General features: G+C 72.8%; 20 protein-coding genes. 14 read left to right on the top strand and 6 right to left on the bottom strand.

From position 1 onward, the window contains the following. Nucleotides 1–100: 100 nt before the first annotated feature. Nucleotides 101–313, bottom strand: a complete 213-nt coding sequence (locus ACE3Q8_RS19855; protein ID WP_374472193.1) for a hypothetical protein — start codon at nucleotides 311–313, stop codon at nucleotides 101–103. Beyond that, entirely contained in the window at nucleotides 306–539 is a 234-nt protein-coding gene (locus ACE3Q8_RS19850) for a hypothetical protein (RefSeq protein ID WP_374472191.1), read from the bottom strand. The genes ACE3Q8_RS19855 and ACE3Q8_RS19850 overlap by 8 nt, the downstream gene beginning before the upstream one ends. Nucleotides 540–768: 229 nt before the next feature. On the opposite strand from ACE3Q8_RS19850, the gene ACE3Q8_RS19845 reads away from it, so the two are divergent. Beyond that, nucleotides 769–1,020 carry a glutaredoxin domain-containing protein gene (locus ACE3Q8_RS19845; protein ID WP_374472189.1) on the top strand — a complete coding sequence of 84 codons (252 nt, stop codon included), beginning with the start codon at nucleotides 769–771 and terminating at the stop codon, nucleotides 1,018–1,020. Between the two features lie 10 nt (nucleotides 1,021–1,030). Here the strand turns inward: ACE3Q8_RS19845 and ACE3Q8_RS19840 are convergent, their stop codons facing one another. Continuing rightward, a complete protein-coding gene (locus tag ACE3Q8_RS19840) occupies nucleotides 1,031–1,264 on the bottom strand; it encodes a hypothetical protein (RefSeq protein WP_374472187.1) in 234 nt (77 codons plus the stop codon). A gap of 85 nt (nucleotides 1,265–1,349) precedes the next feature. On the opposite strand from ACE3Q8_RS19840, the gene thrB reads away from it, so the two are divergent. The 7 genes from thrB (at nucleotide 1,350) to ACE3Q8_RS19805 (ending at nucleotide 9,094) form a co-directional block, all read left to right on the top strand. Then, nucleotides 1,350–2,315: a homoserine kinase gene (gene thrB / locus ACE3Q8_RS19835; RefSeq protein ID WP_374472185.1), complete on the top strand. Its 966-nt coding sequence runs from the start codon at nucleotides 1,350–1,352 to the stop codon at nucleotides 2,313–2,315. Further along, nucleotides 2,312–2,767 (top strand): ribonuclease HI, encoded by a 456-nt coding sequence (gene rnhA / locus ACE3Q8_RS19830; RefSeq protein WP_374472183.1) that lies wholly within the window; start codon nucleotides 2,312–2,314, stop codon nucleotides 2,765–2,767. Before thrB ends, rnhA begins: the two co-directional genes overlap by 4 nt. Before the next feature lie 309 nt (nucleotides 2,768–3,076). After that, nucleotides 3,077–4,237: a non-hydrolyzing UDP-N-acetylglucosamine 2-epimerase gene (gene wecB, locus ACE3Q8_RS19825; RefSeq protein ID WP_374472181.1), complete on the top strand. Its 1,161-nt coding sequence runs from the start codon at nucleotides 3,077–3,079 to the stop codon at nucleotides 4,235–4,237. A 7-nt stretch (nucleotides 4,238–4,244) separates the two neighbouring features. Then, nucleotides 4,245–6,320, top strand: coding sequence for a glycosyl transferase family protein (locus ACE3Q8_RS19820; protein WP_374472179.1), 2,076 nt, complete (start codon nucleotides 4,245–4,247; stop codon nucleotides 6,318–6,320). Between the two features lies 1 nt (nucleotide 6,321). Continuing rightward, nucleotides 6,322–8,031, top strand: a complete 1,710-nt coding sequence (locus ACE3Q8_RS19815; RefSeq protein ID WP_374472177.1) for a tetratricopeptide repeat protein — start codon at nucleotides 6,322–6,324, stop codon at nucleotides 8,029–8,031. 8 nt (nucleotides 8,032–8,039) lie between these two features. Next, a complete protein-coding gene (locus ACE3Q8_RS19810) occupies nucleotides 8,040–8,510 on the top strand; it encodes a hypothetical protein (protein WP_374472175.1) in 471 nt (156 codons plus the stop codon). Between the two features lie 116 nt (nucleotides 8,511–8,626). After that, on the top strand, nucleotides 8,627–9,094 hold the full coding sequence (locus tag ACE3Q8_RS19805; RefSeq protein WP_374472173.1) for a MarR family winged helix-turn-helix transcriptional regulator: 468 nt from the start codon (nucleotides 8,627–8,629) through the stop codon (nucleotides 9,092–9,094). Here ACE3Q8_RS19805 and ACE3Q8_RS19800 read toward each other — a convergent pair. Then, on the bottom strand, nucleotides 9,091–9,552 hold the full coding sequence (locus ACE3Q8_RS19800) for a ribonuclease H (RefSeq protein WP_374472171.1): 462 nt from the start codon (nucleotides 9,550–9,552) through the stop codon (nucleotides 9,091–9,093). The two genes, ACE3Q8_RS19805 and ACE3Q8_RS19800, sit on opposite strands and share 4 nt — an antisense overlap. Nucleotides 9,553–9,637: 85 nt before the next feature. On the opposite strand from ACE3Q8_RS19800, the gene trxC reads away from it, so the two are divergent. Then, nucleotides 9,638–10,087, top strand: coding sequence for a thioredoxin TrxC (gene trxC, locus ACE3Q8_RS19795; protein ID WP_374472169.1), 450 nt, complete (start codon nucleotides 9,638–9,640; stop codon nucleotides 10,085–10,087). 1 nt (nucleotide 10,088) lies between these two features. Here the strand turns inward: trxC and ACE3Q8_RS19790 are convergent, their stop codons facing one another. After that, complete coding sequence (locus ACE3Q8_RS19790; protein WP_374472167.1) at nucleotides 10,089–11,459, bottom strand: PLP-dependent aminotransferase family protein; 1,371 nt, start codon at nucleotides 11,457–11,459, stop codon at nucleotides 10,089–10,091. An 87-nt stretch (nucleotides 11,460–11,546) separates the two neighbouring features. Here ACE3Q8_RS19790 and ACE3Q8_RS19785 point away from each other — a divergent pair, with 87 nt between their 5' ends. The 5 genes from ACE3Q8_RS19785 (at nucleotide 11,547) to ACE3Q8_RS19765 (ending at nucleotide 15,472) form a co-directional block, all read left to right on the top strand. Continuing rightward, nucleotides 11,547–11,975 carry a DUF983 domain-containing protein gene (locus tag ACE3Q8_RS19785; RefSeq protein ID WP_374472165.1) on the top strand — a complete coding sequence of 143 codons (429 nt, stop codon included), beginning with the start codon at nucleotides 11,547–11,549 and terminating at the stop codon, nucleotides 11,973–11,975. A gap of 187 nt (nucleotides 11,976–12,162) precedes the next feature. Further along, complete coding sequence (locus ACE3Q8_RS19780) at nucleotides 12,163–13,236, top strand: MBL fold metallo-hydrolase (protein WP_374472163.1); 1,074 nt, start codon at nucleotides 12,163–12,165, stop codon at nucleotides 13,234–13,236. Between the two features lie 81 nt (nucleotides 13,237–13,317). Then, nucleotides 13,318–14,109 (top strand): enoyl-CoA hydratase-related protein, encoded by a 792-nt coding sequence (locus ACE3Q8_RS19775; protein WP_374472161.1) that lies wholly within the window; start codon nucleotides 13,318–13,320, stop codon nucleotides 14,107–14,109. Beyond that, on the top strand, nucleotides 14,109–14,981 hold the full coding sequence (locus tag ACE3Q8_RS19770; protein WP_374472159.1) for an SDR family oxidoreductase: 873 nt from the start codon (nucleotides 14,109–14,111) through the stop codon (nucleotides 14,979–14,981). Before ACE3Q8_RS19775 ends, ACE3Q8_RS19770 begins: the two co-directional genes overlap by 1 nt. Next, nucleotides 14,978–15,472 carry an N-acetyltransferase family protein gene (locus ACE3Q8_RS19765; RefSeq protein WP_374472157.1) on the top strand — a complete coding sequence of 165 codons (495 nt, stop codon included), beginning with the start codon at nucleotides 14,978–14,980 and terminating at the stop codon, nucleotides 15,470–15,472. Before ACE3Q8_RS19770 ends, ACE3Q8_RS19765 begins: the two co-directional genes overlap by 4 nt. 162 nt (nucleotides 15,473–15,634) lie before the next feature. Here the strand turns inward: ACE3Q8_RS19765 and ACE3Q8_RS19760 are convergent, their stop codons facing one another. Continuing rightward, on the bottom strand, nucleotides 15,635–16,567 hold the full coding sequence (locus ACE3Q8_RS19760; RefSeq protein ID WP_374472155.1) for an SDR family oxidoreductase: 933 nt from the start codon (nucleotides 16,565–16,567) through the stop codon (nucleotides 15,635–15,637). Nucleotides 16,568–16,599: the final 32 nt, after the last annotated feature.

Below are 16,599 nucleotides of genomic sequence, written 5' to 3'. Positions count from 1 at the left end.
TCGAGCAACCCTAGATCGTGAGGCGTCAATCGCCAACGCGCAGCGGGAATTTCAGAAAGATGAAGCGGCGCCGCAAACGTGAACGGCCGGCCGGCCGCCCTCAGGCCTCCTCGAGCTCGTCGTCGTCGAGGTGATCGCCCCAGCCGGCCTCGAAGCGGCCGAGGAAGCGTCCGTCGACCAGCAGTTCGTGCCCGTAGGGGCTGACCAGGCTGGCGGCCAGGCGCATGGCCTCGGCCACGTCGTCGCACTCTAGGTCGACGCGGCCGACCGCCTCGTCTTCAGGGCCTCTCACCAGGAGTTCGAAGTCAGCCAATCCGGCCTGCCTCCGGCGCATAGACGGTGCTGCCGACCACCTGCTGGGCGCGGTCGTGGACCAGCACCCGGGCGGCGAGGCCGGTCTGGGCGAGGGTGCGGGCGAGCGCGTGGGCTTGGGCCTCGGCGCGGCCGCCCGAGCGGAACATCAGCGGCTCGACCGCCCCGGCGGCGTCCACGAGCCAGCCATCACCGGCAGGACGGACATGCAGACGGATGTCTTCCACGGCGAAGTCTCCTCGATACGGGTTGTGGTGTGAGCCCGACGGCGCTCCACGAAAGGCGCCCGCTTAGGCGGGGCCCTCGGGGGAGGGGCCGTCCCGACTGAGATGGGCGGCGCCCTGCAGGGCGGCAAGCGCGGCCGCAGGATTTCTTTGCCGTGCGCCGGAGCCTTAGGAACGGCGGGCGGCGGATGCGCGCTCCGCCCCTCGCCACAGGATGCGAGGAGAGACCCCCATGCCCGATCAACGCGAGGCGACGCTCTACCGGATGGTCCTGCCGGACCACACCTGCCCGTTCGGCGTACGCGCCAAGGCGCTGCTGGAGGGCGCGGGCTATGCGGTCGACGACCGGCTGCTGGAGACGCGCGAGGCGGTGGACGCCTTCAAGGACGAGCAGGGCGTGGCGACCACGCCGCTGGTCTTCGTCGGGGAGGAGCGGGTCGGCGGCGCCGACGAGCTGGAACGCTACCTGGCCCGCGATGGCTAGAGCGCTTGGACTAGGGGCTGGGCTCCAGCCGCTGCAGGCTGCGGGTGTAGCGCTTCAGGAAGGCGCGGCCGCGGGCGTGCGGATCCTCGACCCAGACCTCCTGGGTCGTCGCGCAGAGCACCCCGTCCGGCGAGGGCTCCAGGTGCAGGGTGCCGCCGACGTCGACGCCGAGCACCTGCCGGGCTTCTTCCGTGAGGACGACGGCGACCTGATCGCCGATCTTCTCGACCTTCAGCGCAATCATGAGGCTCCTCCTGGGAGAGGGGTCCATTCTTACCACGATCTGCCGGCTTGACCGACTCCGCTCGGTCGCTCACTGCGGGCGGATCATGGCGGTCTACACCGATATAACGGACGAGGAGCTGGCCAAGCTTCTCGCTGACTTCGACCTCGGCGAGGCGCTGAGCCTGAAGGGCGTGGCCGAGGGGATCGAGAACTCCAACTTCCTGCTGGAGACCCCGGCCGGCCGCTACGTCCTGACGATCTACGAGAAGCGGGTGAAGGCGGACGAGCTGCCGTTCTTCCTCGAGCTGCTGAAGTGGCTGGCCGAGCACGGCTACCCCTCGGCGACGCCGGTGGCCGACCGCGAGGGACGCCTGCTCAAGACCGTGCGCGGCAAGCCCGCGGCCATCGTCAGCTTCCTGCAGGGCATGTCGGTGCGGCGGCCGGGCGTGGCGCACTGCCGAGAGGCGGGCCGCGGGCTCGCCGAGCTGCACCTGGCGCAGCAGGGCTTTCCCATGCGCCGGGAGAACGACCTGGGCCAGGCCGCCTGGGCGCCGATGTTCGCGCGGCTGAAGGACGAGGCCGACGCGCTGAAGCCCGGCCTGGCCAAGGTGATCGACGCCGACCTCGCCAGCCTCGCCGCGCGCTGGCCGAGGGGGCTGCCCCACGGCGTGATCCACGCCGACTTCTTCCCGGACAACGTCTTCTTCACCGCCGGCCGGTTCGCCGGCGCCATCGACTTCTACTTCGCCTGCAACGACGCCTTCGCCTACGACATCGCGGTCGCCCTGAACGCCTGGTGTTTCGAGGCGGACGGCTCGTTCAACATCACCGCGGCGCGGGCGATGGTGGCCGGCTACGAGGCCGTGCGGCCGCTCTCGACCGCCGAGCGCGACGCCCTGCCGGTGCTGGCGCACGGGGCCGCCATGCGGTTCTTCCTGACCCGGCTCGCCGACTGGCGCGCCACCCCGGCCGGCGCGCTGGTGAAGCCGAAGGACCCCCTGGAGTACGAGCGCAAGCTCGCGGTGCACCGGTCGTCGCCCGACCTGGTGCTGTTCGGAGCCCCCGCATGACCCCCGAGGTGATCATCCACACCGACGGCGCCTGCTCGGGCAATCCGGGGCCCGGCGGCTGGGGCGCCATCCTGCAGTACGGCGAGCAGGAGAAGGAGCTGAAGGGCGGCGAGCTCGCCACCACCAACAACCGCATGGAGCTGATGGCGGCGATCCAGGCGCTGGAGGCGCTGAAGAAGCCCTGCAAGGTGGAGCTGCACACCGACAGCCAGTACGTCCAGAAGGGCATCCATGAGTGGATCCACGGCTGGAAGCGCCGCGGCTGGAAGACCGCCGACGGCAAGCCGGTGAAGAACGACGACCTGTGGAAGCGGCTCGACGCCGCGCGCCTGCGCCATGAGGTGAAGTGGTGCTGGGTGAAGGGCCACAACGGCCATGAGCTGAACGAGCGCGCCGACGCGCTGGCGCGGGCGGGCCTGAAGGAGAATCTCGAGGCGAAACGGGCCGGTTGAGGCCGCGACATGTCGCCATGCCTCGGCGGTTGTGCGGGGGCGCGAAGAAGTTGAGCGCGGCCCTCAGAGTTGTTCCGCGGCGACCGAAAGTAATCCAAATGCATCCCGCCGGTTGTCGTTCGGCCGCCCTCCGGTTGTCAGTGGCTGGCGAGCGGGCGATCACTGATCCGGCCCGGCGGGACCTGTGGTGAATCGCGCGTTCTCCATGTTGTAGTTTTACGTAATCCTCGCCCGCGAGCGAACATGCCACCAGCGCCACCGCTCGGGGCAACGGCCAAGCCGCATCGCCCGCCAATCCGCGAGGGTGCGATGAAGGTGCTTTCAGTGTTCGGGACGCGGCCGGAAGCCATCAAGATGGCGCCGGTGGTGAACGCCCTGGCCCGCGAGCGGCGGGTGACGTCGGTGGTGTGCGTCACCGGCCAGCACCGGCAGATGCTGCACCCGGTGCTCGAGCTGTTCGGCATCGTTCCCGACATCGACCTCGGCCTCATGCGGCCCGGCCAGACGCTGAGCGGCCTGGTCTCCGGCGCGCTCACCGGGCTCGACGAGGTGCTGGCGACGGTGAAGCCGGACCGGGTGCTGGTCCACGGCGACACCTCCACCGCCATGGCCGCGGCCGTGGCCGCCTTCCACCGCCGGGTACCGGTGGGCCACGTGGAGGCGGGCCTGCGCACCTACGACCTCGCCCAGCCCTGGCCCGAGGAGATGAACCGGCGGGTGGTGGACGTGGTCAGCGACCTGCTGTTCGCGCCCACGGCGGGGGCGGCGGCGAACCTGGCCGGCGAGGCGCTCGAAGGGCGCATCCTGCTGACGGGCAACACGGTGATCGACGCGCTGCACGCCGCCTGCTCGCGGCTGGAGGCCGACGCCGAGCTGCGCGCCGCGGTGGACGCCGGCCTGCCGAAGATCGCGCCCGGGCAGCGGGTGGTGCTGGTCACCGGCCACCGGCGCGAGAACTTCGGCGACGGCATGGCCAACATCTGCGCGGCGCTGCGCGGCCTGTCGCGCATGGACCGGGTGCAGATCGTCTATCCCGTGCACCTGAATCCGAATGTCCAGGCGCCGGTGCTGCAGGCGCTGGGCGGCCGGCCGAACGTCCACCTGATCCCGCCGCAGGACTACCTGCCGTTCCTGCGCCTGATGCAGCGCGCCGACGTGGTGCTGACCGACTCCGGCGGCGTGCAGGAGGAGGCGCCCGCGCTGGGCAAGCCGGTGCTGGTGATGCGCGACACCACCGAGCGGCCCGAGGCCCTGGCGGGCGGGTCGGTGAGCCTGGTGGGCGCGGACGCCGAGCGGATCCTGTCGGGCGTGCTGGGCGTGCTCGAGCGCCTGGACGCGGGCGGCGCGCGGCCGCGGCCGGTGAGCCCCTACGGCGACGGCCGCGCCGCGCAGCGCATCGTGGACGCCGTGATCGGCCGCGAGGTCATCCCCTTCCCCTCCGCCGCGCCGCCCGCGCGCCGGGCCGCCTGAGGCCGCCATGTCCGCCGAACTGGCCGCCGCCCTGGAGGCGGGACTCGCCGCCTATTCGGGCAGCGTCCAGGCGATCACCGTGGCGGTGGCGCTGCTGATCGCGCTGTCGTCGGCGGACGACCTGTTCATCGACGCGGTGTTCTGGACCCGCGAACTCCACCGCAAGCTCGTGGTCAGCAAGCGCTTCCGGCCGCTGTCGGAGGCGGACCTGAGGTCCCGGCCCGAGCAGCACCTGGCGATCATGGCGCCGGCCTGGAAGGAGGACGACGTCATCGCCGCCATGGTCGAAAACGCGATCAGCGCGCTCGACTACCAGAACTACACCATCTTCTGCGGCACCTATCCCAACGACCCGGCGACCATCGCCGAGGTGGAGCGGGCCCGGCGGCGCTACGGCCGGCGGGTGGTGCGGGTGGAGGTCGGCCACGCCGGGCCCACCTGCAAGGCCGACTGCCTGAACGCCATCGTCGAGGCGATCTTCGCCCACGAGCAGAAGACGGGAGTCGAGTTCGCCGGAGTGATCCTCCACGACTGCGAGGACGTGCTGCATCCGCTGGAGCTGAAGTTCTTCAACTACCTGCTGCCGCGGAAGGACATGATCCAGCTACCGGTGGCCTCGCTCGAGCGGCGCTGCTCGGAGCTGATCGCCGGCACCTACATGGACGAGTTCGCCGAGTGGCACTCCAAGGACCTGGTGGTGCGCGAGGTGCTGTGCGGGGCGGTGCCCTCGGCCGGCGTCGGGACCTGCTTCTCCAGGCGGGCGCTGCTGGCCCTGCGGGAAGAAGACGCGCAGGAGCCGTTCAACACCGCGAGCCTCACAGAGGACTACGACATCGGCGCGCGCCTCCGGGCGCGGGGCATGAGCTCGATCATCGCCCGCTTCCCGATCAAGGTGCGCGTGCGCCGCAAGACCCTGTTCGGCTTCGGGCCGGAGAAGCAGCTCGACGTCGCGATGCCGCTCTGCGTGCGCGAGTACTTCCCGAACACCTTCCGCACCTCCTACCGCCAGAAGGCCCGCTGGACGCTCGGCATCGCCTACCAGGGCTGGGCGCAGCTCGGCTGGGCCGACACCCTGAAGGCCAACTACTTCTTCGTCCGCGACCGCAAGGCGATCGTCACCCCGGCCCTGTCGCTGGCCTCGTACCTGATCCTGCTGAACTTCCTGCTGTTCGCCGCCTGGCCGCAGGCGCAGGCCCACGGCTTCCGCCCGGTGTTCCCGACCCAGTGGTGGTTCCTGCCGCTGATCGTCTTCAACGGCGCGGCGCTGGCGCTCCGGACCGTGCAGCGGCTCTACTTCGTGAACCGGTTCTACGGCTGGGAGCACGCCCTGCTGTCGCTGCCGCGGATGGTGGTGGCGACCTTCGTGAACCTCTGGGCGGCCGGGCGGGCCACGCGGATCTTCTTCGCCAACCTGATGTTCGGCTCCGGCATCGTCTGGGACAAGACGATGCACGACTTCCCCACCGCCGGGGATCTCGGGCAGGAGCGTCGGCGGCTGGGCGAGATCCTGGTGGACTGGCGCGCGGTGACGCCCGAGCAGGTGGAGGCGGCGCTGGCGGCGCAGGGCGGCGACGCCCAGCCGCTCGGCCGCATCCTGCAGGCGCGGGGCTGGCTGGACGACGAGACCCTGGCCGAGGCGATCAGCGTGCAGGCCGACCTGCCGCGGGCCGCGATCTCCACCGAGGTGCTGCGGCTGGGCCTCGACCTGATCCCCCGCGACGTGGCCATCGCCCACCGCGTGGCCCCGCTGGAGCTGACCGACCAGGCGCTGACCGTCGCCGCCGCCGGGCCGCTGAGCCCACAGGCGGGGCAGGCGCTGCAGGCCGCCGCCGGCCGGCCGGTGAAGGTGCGCATCGCCCGCGAGAGCGAGATCACCGCCGGCCTCGTCATGCTGGCCTGGAGCCTGCCGGCGGCGCGGGCCCCGGACCTCGGCCTGCCGCAACTCCTGGCGGACGAGGGCCTGCTGCCGCGGGACGCCTTCGACGATCCGGCCGCCGCCGGCTGCCGGCTGGGCGAGGTGCTGCGCCAGAGCGGCGCCCTGCGGCCGCCCGTCGCCTCCGAACCCTTCAGGAACGCCGCCTGAGATGGCCGCCCGCACCCTTGTCCTGGCGCTCGGCGCCGCCCTCCTCGCCCCGGGCCTCGGCCGCGCCGCCGAGGCGCCGGCCGCCCGCGCCGCGGCGCCGCAGGCCACCGCCTACAACCTCGCCGCCGCCGGCTATTCGGCGTTCGGGAGCGGCGACTACGCCGGCGCGGCCGACCTTGCCCGCGCGGCCGTGCAGGTGGCGCCGGACAACCGCGACTACCGCCTGCTGCTGATGCAGGCCCTGGCCAACGCCGGCCGGGCCGAGGAGGCGGAGGCCGCGGCGGCGGAGATCGAGCGGCGCTTCGGCCCGGCCCCGGAGGTGGCGGTCCAGCGCGGCCACCTCGCCGTCGCCCGCCGCGACCCGGCCGCCGCCGCAGAGCAGTTCGCCCGCGCCCTGGCGACGCCGGGCCTGGATCCGGCCGCCGCGCGGCTCGCGCGGCTCGGGCTGTTCGACGCGCGGATGACCCTGAACCGACCGCAGGAGGCGGCCGCGGCGCTCGAAGGGCTGCCGGCCGACAGCTACGAGGTGCGCGCCCGACGGGCCATGGCCGCCGAGGCCGCCGCCCATCCGGCCGAGGCCGCCCAGGCCCAGGCGGCCGCCGCCGAACTCGCCCCGACCGCCGAGAGCCGGGCCTACATGATCCGCGGCCAGGTGATGTCGCTGGTGGCGCTCGAGCGCCGGGCGGAGGCGCGCCAGGTGTTCGACGCCGCGCTTCGGGCCGGGGCGCTGGACGCCTCCGATCCGATGGACGTGGCCATGGTCGCGGTGGCGGTGGGCGACGACGCCACCGCGCTCGCCTGGTTCGCCCGGGCCGAGGCGGCCGGCGGGCTGAAGGGCCGCGCGGCGCTGGACGCCGCCTACGCCGCCAAGCGGCTGGGCCGGGACGAGGCGGCGGCGCGCTACTTCAGGCTCGGGCTGGCCCGCGCCCGGGCCGGCGAGTTCGCGCTCGCCCCCCAGGCGGAGATGGAGATCCGCCGCGACGTCGCCGCCATCTCCCGGCGCTGGGGCTTCAACGGCTACGTGGGCTACGGCGGCGCGGGGGCGGCCGCACCGCCCACCGGCGGACGGGGCGTCGCCCAGGCGGGCGGGGAGGCCTACTGGCGGGCCGGCGGCTACCGCAGCGGGCGCACCGTGGAGGTGTTCGCCCGGGCCTTCGAGACGGTGGCGTCCGACCGGGGCGACCCGACCGGCGGCGAGACGCTGCAGGGCTGGCTGGGCGTGCGCCACAAGCCGTTCGAGAGCCAGAACCTGGTGTTCGAGGCGAGCCGGATGATCCGCCTCGGCCGCCTGTCGCGCGACGACTGGATGCTGCGCGCCGCCTATTCGGCAGGCGAGGGCCTGGACCTGCGCCTCGACGAGGCGAGCTGGCCCATGTGGAGCGCCTACGTGGACATGGCCCACCTGCTGGACGCCGGCCAGACGCTTGGCGCGGGCGAGCTTCGCCTGGGCCGCAGCCTGCGGCTGTCCGGCGGCGCGGACGGGGGCCTCGTGCTCTCGCCCTTCCTGGGCGCGGCGGCGGGCTACGACGACTCGCTGGAGCGGCCGCTGGCGCTGGGCTGGGGCCCGGGGCTCGCCGGCCGCTACTGGATGGGCGGGACGCCGGACCAGGCGCCGCGGTCCTACGTGGAGATGGCGCTGCAGTTCCGCTGGCGGATCACCGGCGACGACCGCGCCGACGGCCTCTTCGCCACCTTCAACCTGGCCTACTGAGGCGCCCCATGCTGCTCGAGCCGCCCGCCGTCCTCTCCACCCTGTCGAACGCGGCCATCTGCGCCATGCTGTCGTCCGTCGCCTGGCTGCCGCTGTCGGCCTCCTGGCGCGATGCGGCGGCGCGGCGGCGGCGGCGCTCAGCGGCGATCGCGGCCACCGCCGGGACGGTGCTGCTGGCCATCGCGGCGCGGGTGCTGTTCGGGCCCGGCGCGCCGTTGACGCCGCACCTGGCCGCCTGGGTCTGGCTGGCGGGCTTCGCGGCCGCGACGCTCGGGATCGTCGGCGTGGCCTCGGCCGTGTCGCGCTGGGTCTACGGGGCGGGCTGGTGGCTGCACGCCGAGGGCGACACCGCCGCCGACCGGCGGCGCTGGACGCTGGTGCCGCTGGTGGTCTCGGCCTTCTGCGCCGTGGTGCTGGGGTGGGGCTACAACCTCTTGGCCGTGGCCGCCGTGGCCGCCGCGGAGGTGGCGGCGCGGTAACTGCGGCTCGCGCGGAAGGCGAGCTATTGAAGAATTCAACTGAATGGTTCGATCTTGAACTTGACCGTTCACCGAACGCCGGTCTAGCTTGTTCGGTATCGAACGAAGGGCGCGCCATGCCTCCGCAACCGGAAGACCACGCCGACATCCAGGTCTTCGACGAGATCCGCTACATCGAACATCTGGTGAGGACGACCATCACCCGCAAGCTGCCGGTCGGGCTGAACTACCCGCAGTGGGAGGTGCTGAACCTGCTGTCGCGCCGGGGCGACGGCTCATCGCCGGCGCAGATCGCCTCGGCCCTGCAGATGACCCGCTCGGGGCTGACCAACACGCTCCAGCGGCTCTGCGCCCGCAAGCTGATCGAGGTGGAGGACTGCCCGGCCGACGGCCGGCGCAAGCGCATCTGGCTGACGCCGGGCGGCCGCCAGGCCTACGCCCAGGCCATGGCCAACCTCAGGCCGAAGATGGACCTGCTGCGGGACGGCTTCACGACCAAGGAGTTCCGCGAGGCGCTGCCGTTCCTCCGCGCGCTGCGGGAGTGGCTGTCGGAGCCGGAAGAGGCGCAGGCGGCCTCGGCCTAGAGGCCGGGGACCTTGGCGAGGTTGGGCTTGGGGATCGCCGAGCGGAAGGCGCCCTTGGCCTTGGCCCTGTCGGAGCCGAACTCGGCCCAGGCCGCGGCGAAGCCCAGCGGCGTGGCGGCGGGAGCGGCGATGGTCGCCAGGCGCGCGTCGCGGCCGGCCAGCGCGGCCACGGCCGGCGCGTAGGCGGCGGTATCGGCCTCGGCCGGCGGCTCGCCCCCGAACAGCGGCGCCAGCAGGGCCGCGTCCTCGGGCGACACGTGCAACACGAGGGCGCCCCTGGGCAGGTCCTTCAGGGCGTCGGCCAGGCCAGCCAGCGCCATGCGCGCCCGGCTGGTCCGGCGATCGCCGCCGGCCGCCCCGGCCACCTCGCCCCCGGCCGCCCGGACCCAGGCCCAGCCGCCGTTCAGGAAGGCGCTGTGGTGGAGGGCGGCGAGCCAGAGGCGGGCGGGGGCGGTCATGGGGTGCGCGCCTAGCACCAAGCCGGCCGACTTGGAACCGGGGCCGGGGCTCCCCAGATGACGGGCCGAGTACCGGAGTTATCCCATGACCGAAGCCCTGCACGTCGTCTGCCCGCATTGCGACGGGGTGAACCGCCTGCCGGCCGAGCGACTGGCCGAGGGCGGCAAGTGCGGCCGCTGCAAGAACGCCCTGTTCACCGGCGAGCCGGTGGCGCTGGACGCCGCCCGCTTCGAGCGGCACCTGGCCAAGAGCGACCTGCCGCTGATCGTGGACTTCTGGGCCGCCTGGTGCGGCCCCTGCCGGGCCATGGCGCCGATCTTCGAGCGGGCCGCCAAGGGCCTCGAGCCGCGCGCCCGGTTCATCAAGATCGACGTGGACGCCAACCCCGAACTCGCCCAGCGCTACGGCATCCAGGGTATCCCGGCGCTGTTCGCGTTCCAGGGCGGCAAGATCACCGCGCGCCAGTCCGGCGTCGCCCAGGAGGCGCAACTGCGGGGCTGGGTCGAGCGGTTCGCCCCGAAGCTGGCCGCCTGACCTAGACCAGCACCCGCGCGGCCGCGGGCGCGCCGTCGACCAGGCGGGCGACCTCGCCGAGCGCGCGCTGCAGCACCGCCCGCTTGCCGGGGCCGCCCAGCGAGATCCGCAGGCCGTTCGGGTGTTCGGGACCCGTGGCGAAGGCGTCGGCGGCGACGAGGGCGAGGCCGCGGGCCTGGGCCGCCTCGCGCACCCGCTCGGGGCTCCAGGCCTCGGGCAGCGGCAGCCAGACGTGCGGGCTCTCGGCGGCGCCCAGGGCGTCGGGCAGGGCCTCGGCGGCGAGCGCCCGGCGGGCCCGGGCCTCGGCGCGGACAGCGGCCAGCAGGGTCTCGGCCACGCCTTCGCGGATCCAGCTCGTCACCACCGCGGTCATCAGCGGCGCCGGCATCAGCGCCAGGGCGCGCAGCGCGTGACCGATCGGCTCCAGCAGGGCGGCCGGCGCGGCGACGTAGGCCGTGCGCAGGCCGGGCGTCAGGGTCTTGGCCAGGGTTCCCACATAGACGGTGCGCTCGGGGGCGAGCGCGGCGATGGCCGGGACGGGCGCCTCGGCGAGGCGGCTGTAGGGGTCGTCCTCGACGATCCAGAGCCCGCGCGCCTCGGCCACGCGGGCGATCTCGCGCCGCCGCGCCTCGCCCAGTGTGGCGGCGGTCGGGTTCTGCATGGCGGGCACGAGGTAGAGGGCGGCGGGCCCGTACTCGGCGCAGAGGCGGTCCAGCGCGTCCGGCCGCAGGCCCGCCTCGTCCACGGGGCAGGGCAGGAGGGTGAGGCCGAGCTGGGCGGCCAGGGTCTTCACGCCCGGATAGCTCAGCGGCTCGGCGACCAGGGCGCCGCCCGGGCGGCAGACGGCGGAGAGCACGGCGGCGAGGCCGGCCTGGGCGCCGGGGCTGACGAGGATGCGCTCGGGCGCGACTTGACCCAGCACGGGCGCAAGCCAGGCTGCGCCGGCGGCGCGCTGGCCGAGCGTGCCGGCGCCGGGGTGGTAGGCCATCAGGGCGGCGGCGTCGGTCCGCTGCAGCACGGCGGCGGTGGTCTCCTGCAGCAGCCTGGCCAGCGACAGCCCCTCGGGCGGCGGCGGCAGGTTCATGGTCAGGTCGACGAGGCCGGCCTCGTCCTCGGCGGCGCGGGCGCGCACGAAGGTGCCGCGGCCGACCGTTCCCTCCACGAGGCCCCGCTCCCGGGCGACCGTGTAGGCGCGGGTGACGGTGGTGAAGTCGACGCCCAGCCGATCGGCCACCGCGCGCTGCGGCGGAAGGCGGTCGCCCGGGTGCAGCTCGCCCTCGCGGATCGCGGCCGCCAGGGCGTCGGCCAGCGCCAGGTAGAGGGGGCCGCGGCGCTCTACCCGGTCGAGCCAGCGATAGGTGTGGGCGTCCATGACCGGCTTGCAGTCTCCGCTAGGATGCATACATTACAGGTAGATTGTATGCATCCGCAATCGGATTGTAGGGACGCGAGGTCCGGCATGAGCATCCAGTACGATTCCCCGTCCTCCCTAAGCGCCGGCCTGCGCTGCCGCTGCCCGCGGTGCGGGGAGGGCAAGCTCTTCCGCGGCTTCCTGAAGATCGCGCCGGCCTGCGAGAAGTGCGGCCTGGACTTCGGCTTCGCGGACCCGGCGGACGGCCCGGCCTTCTTCGTGATGAGCGGGGTGGGCATCGTGGTCACCGCGCTGTGGGCCTGGTGGGCGGTGGTCGCGCAGCCGCCGATCTGGGCGCAGATGGCGGTGGTGTTCCCGGCGATGATCGGCGGCTGCCTGGCCTGCCTGCGGCCCGTGAAGGCCTGGCTGGTGGCCGAGCAGTACGTGCACAAGGCCGGCCAGGGCGAGTGGGCCAGCCTCGGCCGCCACGGCGAGGGCGGGTTCGTGTACGACCGGCGCAAGGCCTCGGGCGGCTGACACCCCATTCCTCCCCCTCGGGGGAGGTGGCCCGAAGGGTCGGAGGGGGGGCCGCTCAAACCGTGGATGACCCCCTCAGTCGGCCGCGCCGACAGCTCCCCCTGTGGGGGAGCGACGGAATGCGCTCCATTGCATCCCCCGGCGGCATCGGCCGACAATGGCGGCGCAGTGCGGGGGAGTGGCGGCTTTGCGGGACGGACTTGAAGAGACGGCGGCGATCCCGGAGCACCCGCGGCCGAAGCTGACCTATCCGTTCGAAGCGGGGCCGGCCTCCGGCGAGGCGATCGATGTCGCTCCGGGCGTGAAGTGGCTGCGCATGCCGCTCGGCGGATCGCTGGCCTTCATCAACGTCTGGGCGATCGAGGACGGCGACGGCTGGGCCATCGTCGACACCGGCATCGCCAGCCCGGACACCGCCAAGGCCTGGCGCGCCGGCATCGCCGGGCCGCTGGAGGGGCGCCCCGTGACGCGGGTGTTCGTCACCCACATGCACCCCGACCACATCGGCATGGCCGGCTGGCTGACGCGGAAGTTCCAGTGCCGGCTGTGGATCACTCGGCTCGAGTTCCTGATGTGCCGCTCGCTCGCCGCCGACACCGGCCGCGAGGCGCCGGCCGACGCCATGACCTTCTACAAGGCCGCCGGCTGGGACGAGGAGGCGCTGGAGACCTACCGCTCCAAGTTCGGCGGCTTCGGCCGCGGGCTTCACGCCCTGCCGGACAGCTTCCAGCGGCTGAGCGACGGCGACACGGTGCGGATCGGCGAGCACGATTGGCAGGTGGTGGTGGGATCCGGCCACAGCCCCGAGCACGCCTGCCTCTGGTGCCCGGACCTGAAGCTGATGATCTCGGGCGACCAGGTGCTGCCGAAGATCTCGTCGAACGTAGCGGTCTTCCCCACCGAGCCGGAGGCCGACCCGCTGGCCGAATGGATGGGCTCGCTCAGGCGGATCAAGGGCCGGGTGCCGGACGACGTGCTGGTGCTGCCGGCCCACAACGATCCCTTCCACGGGCTGCACGCGCGCATCGACCACCTGGTGGGCGGGCACGAGCGGGGGCTGACCCGCCTGCGGCAGGTGCTGGCCGAGCCGAAGCGGGCGGTGGACGTCTTCCACGTGCTGTTCCGCCGGCGCATCGACGCGGGCCTGCTGGGCCTGGCCACCGGCGAGAGCCTGGCCCACCTCAACCACCTGCTGGCCACCGGCCAGGCGATCCGCGAGCGGGACGCAAGCGGGGTCGACTGGTACCGCGCGGCCGCCTGAGGCCGGAACACGGCGCGAAGTGACTGGTCCTGTGCCGAGGCGAAGCGCTAGGCTGACGCTGTAAGCCAGGAGGAGGTTCGGATGAGCGAGCACGTGCTGTCGGAGGTGTCGGGCGGGGTCCTGACGCTGACCCTGAACCGGCCGGAGAAGAAGAACGCGCTGACGCGGGCCATGTACCAGGCGCTGGCCGACGGCATAGACCGGGCCGACGCGGACGCAGGCATCCACTGCGTGCTGATCCAGGCCAACGGCGACATGTTCACGGCCGGCAACGACCTGGCCGACTTCGCTGCGGTGAACCGGGGCGAGCAGGATGCGAACGCCGCCCGCGAAGGCGGCAATCCGCTGCTGAACGCGCTGGAGCGGGCGAAGACGCCGATCGTCGCCGCGGTGAACGGCCGGGCGGTGGGCGTCGGCACGACCATGCTGCTGCACTGCGACCTCGTCTATGTGACGCCGGACGCCCTGCTGACGACGCCGTTCGTGAACCTGGCGCTGGTCCCGGAGGCGGCGTCCTCCATGCTGCTGCCGGCCCGGATCGGGCATGCGCGGGCCTTCGCCATGTTCGTGCTCGGCGAGGCGGTGGATGCGGCCAAGGCGGTGGACTGGGGCCTCGCGAACGCGGTGGTTGCGGCGGCCGAGCTGCGGGCGAAGGCCCGGGCGGCGGCCGAGGCCGTGGCCTCGCGCGCCCCGGCCTCGGTAGCGGCCACCAAGGCGCTGATGCGGCGTCCGGCCGAGACGATCAAGGAACGCTACGCGGAGGAGGGTCGGCTGTTCGCCGCTCAGCTCAAGTCGCCGGAGGCGGCCGAGGCCTTCGCCGCCTTCGCCGAGAAGCGGCAGCCGGACTTCGCCAAGACGCGGGAGCCGGCCTGATGAGCCTCGCCGGTAAGACCCTGTTCGTCACCGGCGCGAGCCGGGGCATCGGGCTGGCCATCGCGCTCCGAGCCGCCCGCGACGGCGCCAGCGTGGCCATCGCCGCCAAGACCGCCGAGCCGCATCCGAAGCTGGAAGGCACCATCTACACCGCCGCCGAGGAGATCGAGCGGGCCGGCGGCAAGGCCCTGCCGCTGGTGGTCGACGTGCGCGACGAGGCCTCGGTGCAGGCGGCGGTGGAGCAGACGGTCCAGCGGTTCGGCGGGCTCGACATCTGCGTGAACAACGCCTCGGCGATCCAGCTCACCGGCACGCTTCAGACCGACATGAAGCGCTACGACCTGATGCACCAGATCAACACGCGGGGGACCTACGTCACCTCCAGAGCCTGCATCCCGCACCTGAAGCGCAGCGCCAACCCGCACGTCCTGATGCTGTCGCCGCCGCTGGACATGAGCCCCAGGTGGTTCGGCCCGCACGTGGCCTACACCATGGCCAAGTTCGGCATGAGCATGTGCGTGCTGGGCATGGCCGAGGAGTTCAAGGCCGACGGCATCGCGTTCAACGCGCTGTGGCCGCGCACCGGCATCGCCACCGCGGCGATCCGGAACGCGCTCGCCGGCGAGGAGGGCATGCGCCGCTGCCGGACGCCGGAGATCATTGCCGACGCGGCCTATGCCATCTTCAACAAGCCGGCGCGCGAGTTCACCGGCAATTTCCTGATCGACGACAGCTTCCTCTACGCCGAGGGCGAGCGGGACTTCGACCAGTACCGGGTGGATCCCTCCGAGCCGCTGATGCCGGATTTCTTCGTGCCGGAGAACATGCCACCGCCGCCCGGCGTCAGCCTCGCCCCCGCGGGCGCGGCATGAGCGTCACGATCCGGGTGGCGACCCCCGCCGACGTGCCGCTGATCGTGCAGTTCATCCGCGACCTGGCCGAGTACGAGCGCCTGCTGCACGAGGTGGAGGCCACCGAGGCCGACATTCGCCGGGACCTGTTCGGCGAGAACCCGAGGGCGTTCTGCGACATCGCCGAGCACAAGGGGAAGCCGATCGGCTTCGCGCTCTGGTTCTACAACTACTCGACCTTCCGCGGCCGGGCCGGGATCTACCTCGAGGACCTGTTCGTGGAGCCGGACGCGCGGGGGCTGGGGGCCGGGAAGGCGCTGCTCTCAAGGCTGGCCCAGCGCTGTGTCGAGGCCGATCTCGGCCGGCTGGAGTGGGCGGTGCTCGACTGGAACGCGCCGTCCATCGCCTTTTACGACAGCCTGGGCGCGACCGCGAAGACCGACTGGATCACCCGCCGCCTCGACGGCGAGGCCCTGCGCCGGCTGGCCGGCGTCGAGGAGGAGGTGGGGTAGGGAGCGCTGCGGGACCACCCGCCGCAGAGCGAGTGGCGGAGGGGCGAGACCGGGCGCAGCGCCTGATCCCGCCCCTTCCGTCCCCGGGCGCTTCGCCCGGCCTTCGCCGGGCTCGGCCGACGGTCCCCCTTCCCCATGAACGGGGAAGGAAGATCGGCCAGCCTACGCCGGCTGGGCCTGCTTGGGCTGGGCCGAGGGCGGGGCGCGGCCGAGGTCATAGAATTTCGGGGCCATCTGCGGCACAGCTTCCTTGAGGATGCTGTCCACCGTCCAGCCGGCGTCGTCCGGCTTGGTGCAGGTCTCGATCGGCCGCGGCTGGGAGTAGAGGATGATGTTCTCGCCCGAGACGCCGAAGATCTGGCCGGTGACGTGCTTGGCCTGGTCGGAGGCGAGCGCCACCGAGAAGCGGGCCGGCTGGTCGGGACGGATCTTCTCGGCCATCACCTTGCGGCGCTCGGCCTGAGCCTCGTCCTTGATCGGCACCGACTGCGTCATCCGGGTCCAGGCGACCGGCGCGATGCAGTTGGAGCGGACATTGTTGCGGGCGCCTTCCATGGCGATGATCCGCGACAGCCCGGCGATGCCCATCTTGGCCGCGCCGTAGTTGGCCTGGCCGATGTTGCCGAACAGCCCCGAGGTCGAGGTGTAGAACATGTAGGAGCCGTCGTTCTGTTCACGGAACAGCTCGATGGTGGCGCGCGCCACGTTGAACGAGCCGCGCATGTGGACGTCGATGACCCGGTCCCAGTCGTCCTCGGACATCTTGTGGAACATCACGTCGCGCAGAATGCCGGCCGGATTGATGACGGCGTGCAGGCCGCCGAAGGTGTCGCGGGCCTGCTCGACCATGCCCTGCACGGCCTTGAGGCTGGTCACGCTGTCGGAGTTGGAGACCGCCTCGCCGCCCGCGGCGCGGATCTCCTGGGCCACCTGCTCGGCCGGACCCGCGGATCCCTCGTCCTCGCCCTTCAGACCGCCGCCGAGGTCATTGACGACCACCTTGGCGCCTTCCTGCGCCGCGATCAGCGCGCACTCGCGCCCGATACCGTTGCCGCCGCCCGTGACGAGGACGACCTTACCTTCCAATGCGCCCATAGCGTTTATCTCCCTAAATGAATGGGAGCGAC

This window comes from Phenylobacterium sp. (assembly GCF_041913825.1).
Lineage (GTDB): Bacteria > Pseudomonadota > Alphaproteobacteria > Caulobacterales > Caulobacteraceae > Phenylobacterium.
This window is presented reverse-complemented; position numbering and strand designations above follow the sequence as displayed.

Bases quoted from the DNA above. Each gene is read 5' to 3' on its own strand.
- trxC (WP_374472169.1), top strand. From the start codon at position 9,638: ATGACCGAAGCCCTGCACGTCGTCTGCCCGCATTGCGACGGGGTGAAC.
- ACE3Q8_RS19790 (WP_374472167.1), bottom strand. From the start codon at position 11,459: ATGGACGCCCACACCTATCGCTGGCTCGACCGGGTAGAGCGCCGCGGC.
- ACE3Q8_RS19815 (WP_374472177.1), top strand. From the start codon at position 6,322: ATGGCCGCCCGCACCCTTGTCCTGGCGCTCGGCGCCGCCCTCCTCGCC.
- ACE3Q8_RS19765 (WP_374472157.1), top strand. From the start codon at position 14,978: ATGAGCGTCACGATCCGGGTGGCGACCCCCGCCGACGTGCCGCTGATC.
- ACE3Q8_RS19770 (WP_374472159.1), top strand. From the start codon at position 14,109: ATGAGCCTCGCCGGTAAGACCCTGTTCGTCACCGGCGCGAGCCGGGGC.
- wecB (WP_374472181.1), top strand. From the start codon at position 3,077: ATGAAGGTGCTTTCAGTGTTCGGGACGCGGCCGGAAGCCATCAAGATG.
- ACE3Q8_RS19775 (WP_374472161.1), top strand. From the start codon at position 13,318: ATGAGCGAGCACGTGCTGTCGGAGGTGTCGGGCGGGGTCCTGACGCTG.
- ACE3Q8_RS19810 (WP_374472175.1), top strand. From the start codon at position 8,040: ATGCTGCTCGAGCCGCCCGCCGTCCTCTCCACCCTGTCGAACGCGGCC.
- ACE3Q8_RS19785 (WP_374472165.1), top strand. From the start codon at position 11,547: ATGAGCATCCAGTACGATTCCCCGTCCTCCCTAAGCGCCGGCCTGCGC.
- ACE3Q8_RS19845 (WP_374472189.1), top strand. From the start codon at position 769: ATGCCCGATCAACGCGAGGCGACGCTCTACCGGATGGTCCTGCCGGAC.
- ACE3Q8_RS19840 (WP_374472187.1), bottom strand. From the start codon at position 1,264: ATGATTGCGCTGAAGGTCGAGAAGATCGGCGATCAGGTCGCCGTCGTC.
- rnhA (WP_374472183.1), top strand. From the start codon at position 2,312: ATGACCCCCGAGGTGATCATCCACACCGACGGCGCCTGCTCGGGCAAT.
- ACE3Q8_RS19805 (WP_374472173.1), top strand. From the start codon at position 8,627: ATGCCTCCGCAACCGGAAGACCACGCCGACATCCAGGTCTTCGACGAG.
- thrB (WP_374472185.1), top strand. From the start codon at position 1,350: ATGGCGGTCTACACCGATATAACGGACGAGGAGCTGGCCAAGCTTCTC.
- ACE3Q8_RS19760 (WP_374472155.1), bottom strand. From the start codon at position 16,567: ATGGGCGCATTGGAAGGTAAGGTCGTCCTCGTCACGGGCGGCGGCAAC.
- ACE3Q8_RS19800 (WP_374472171.1), bottom strand. From the start codon at position 9,552: ATGACCGCCCCCGCCCGCCTCTGGCTCGCCGCCCTCCACCACAGCGCC.
- ACE3Q8_RS19820 (WP_374472179.1), top strand. From the start codon at position 4,245: ATGTCCGCCGAACTGGCCGCCGCCCTGGAGGCGGGACTCGCCGCCTAT.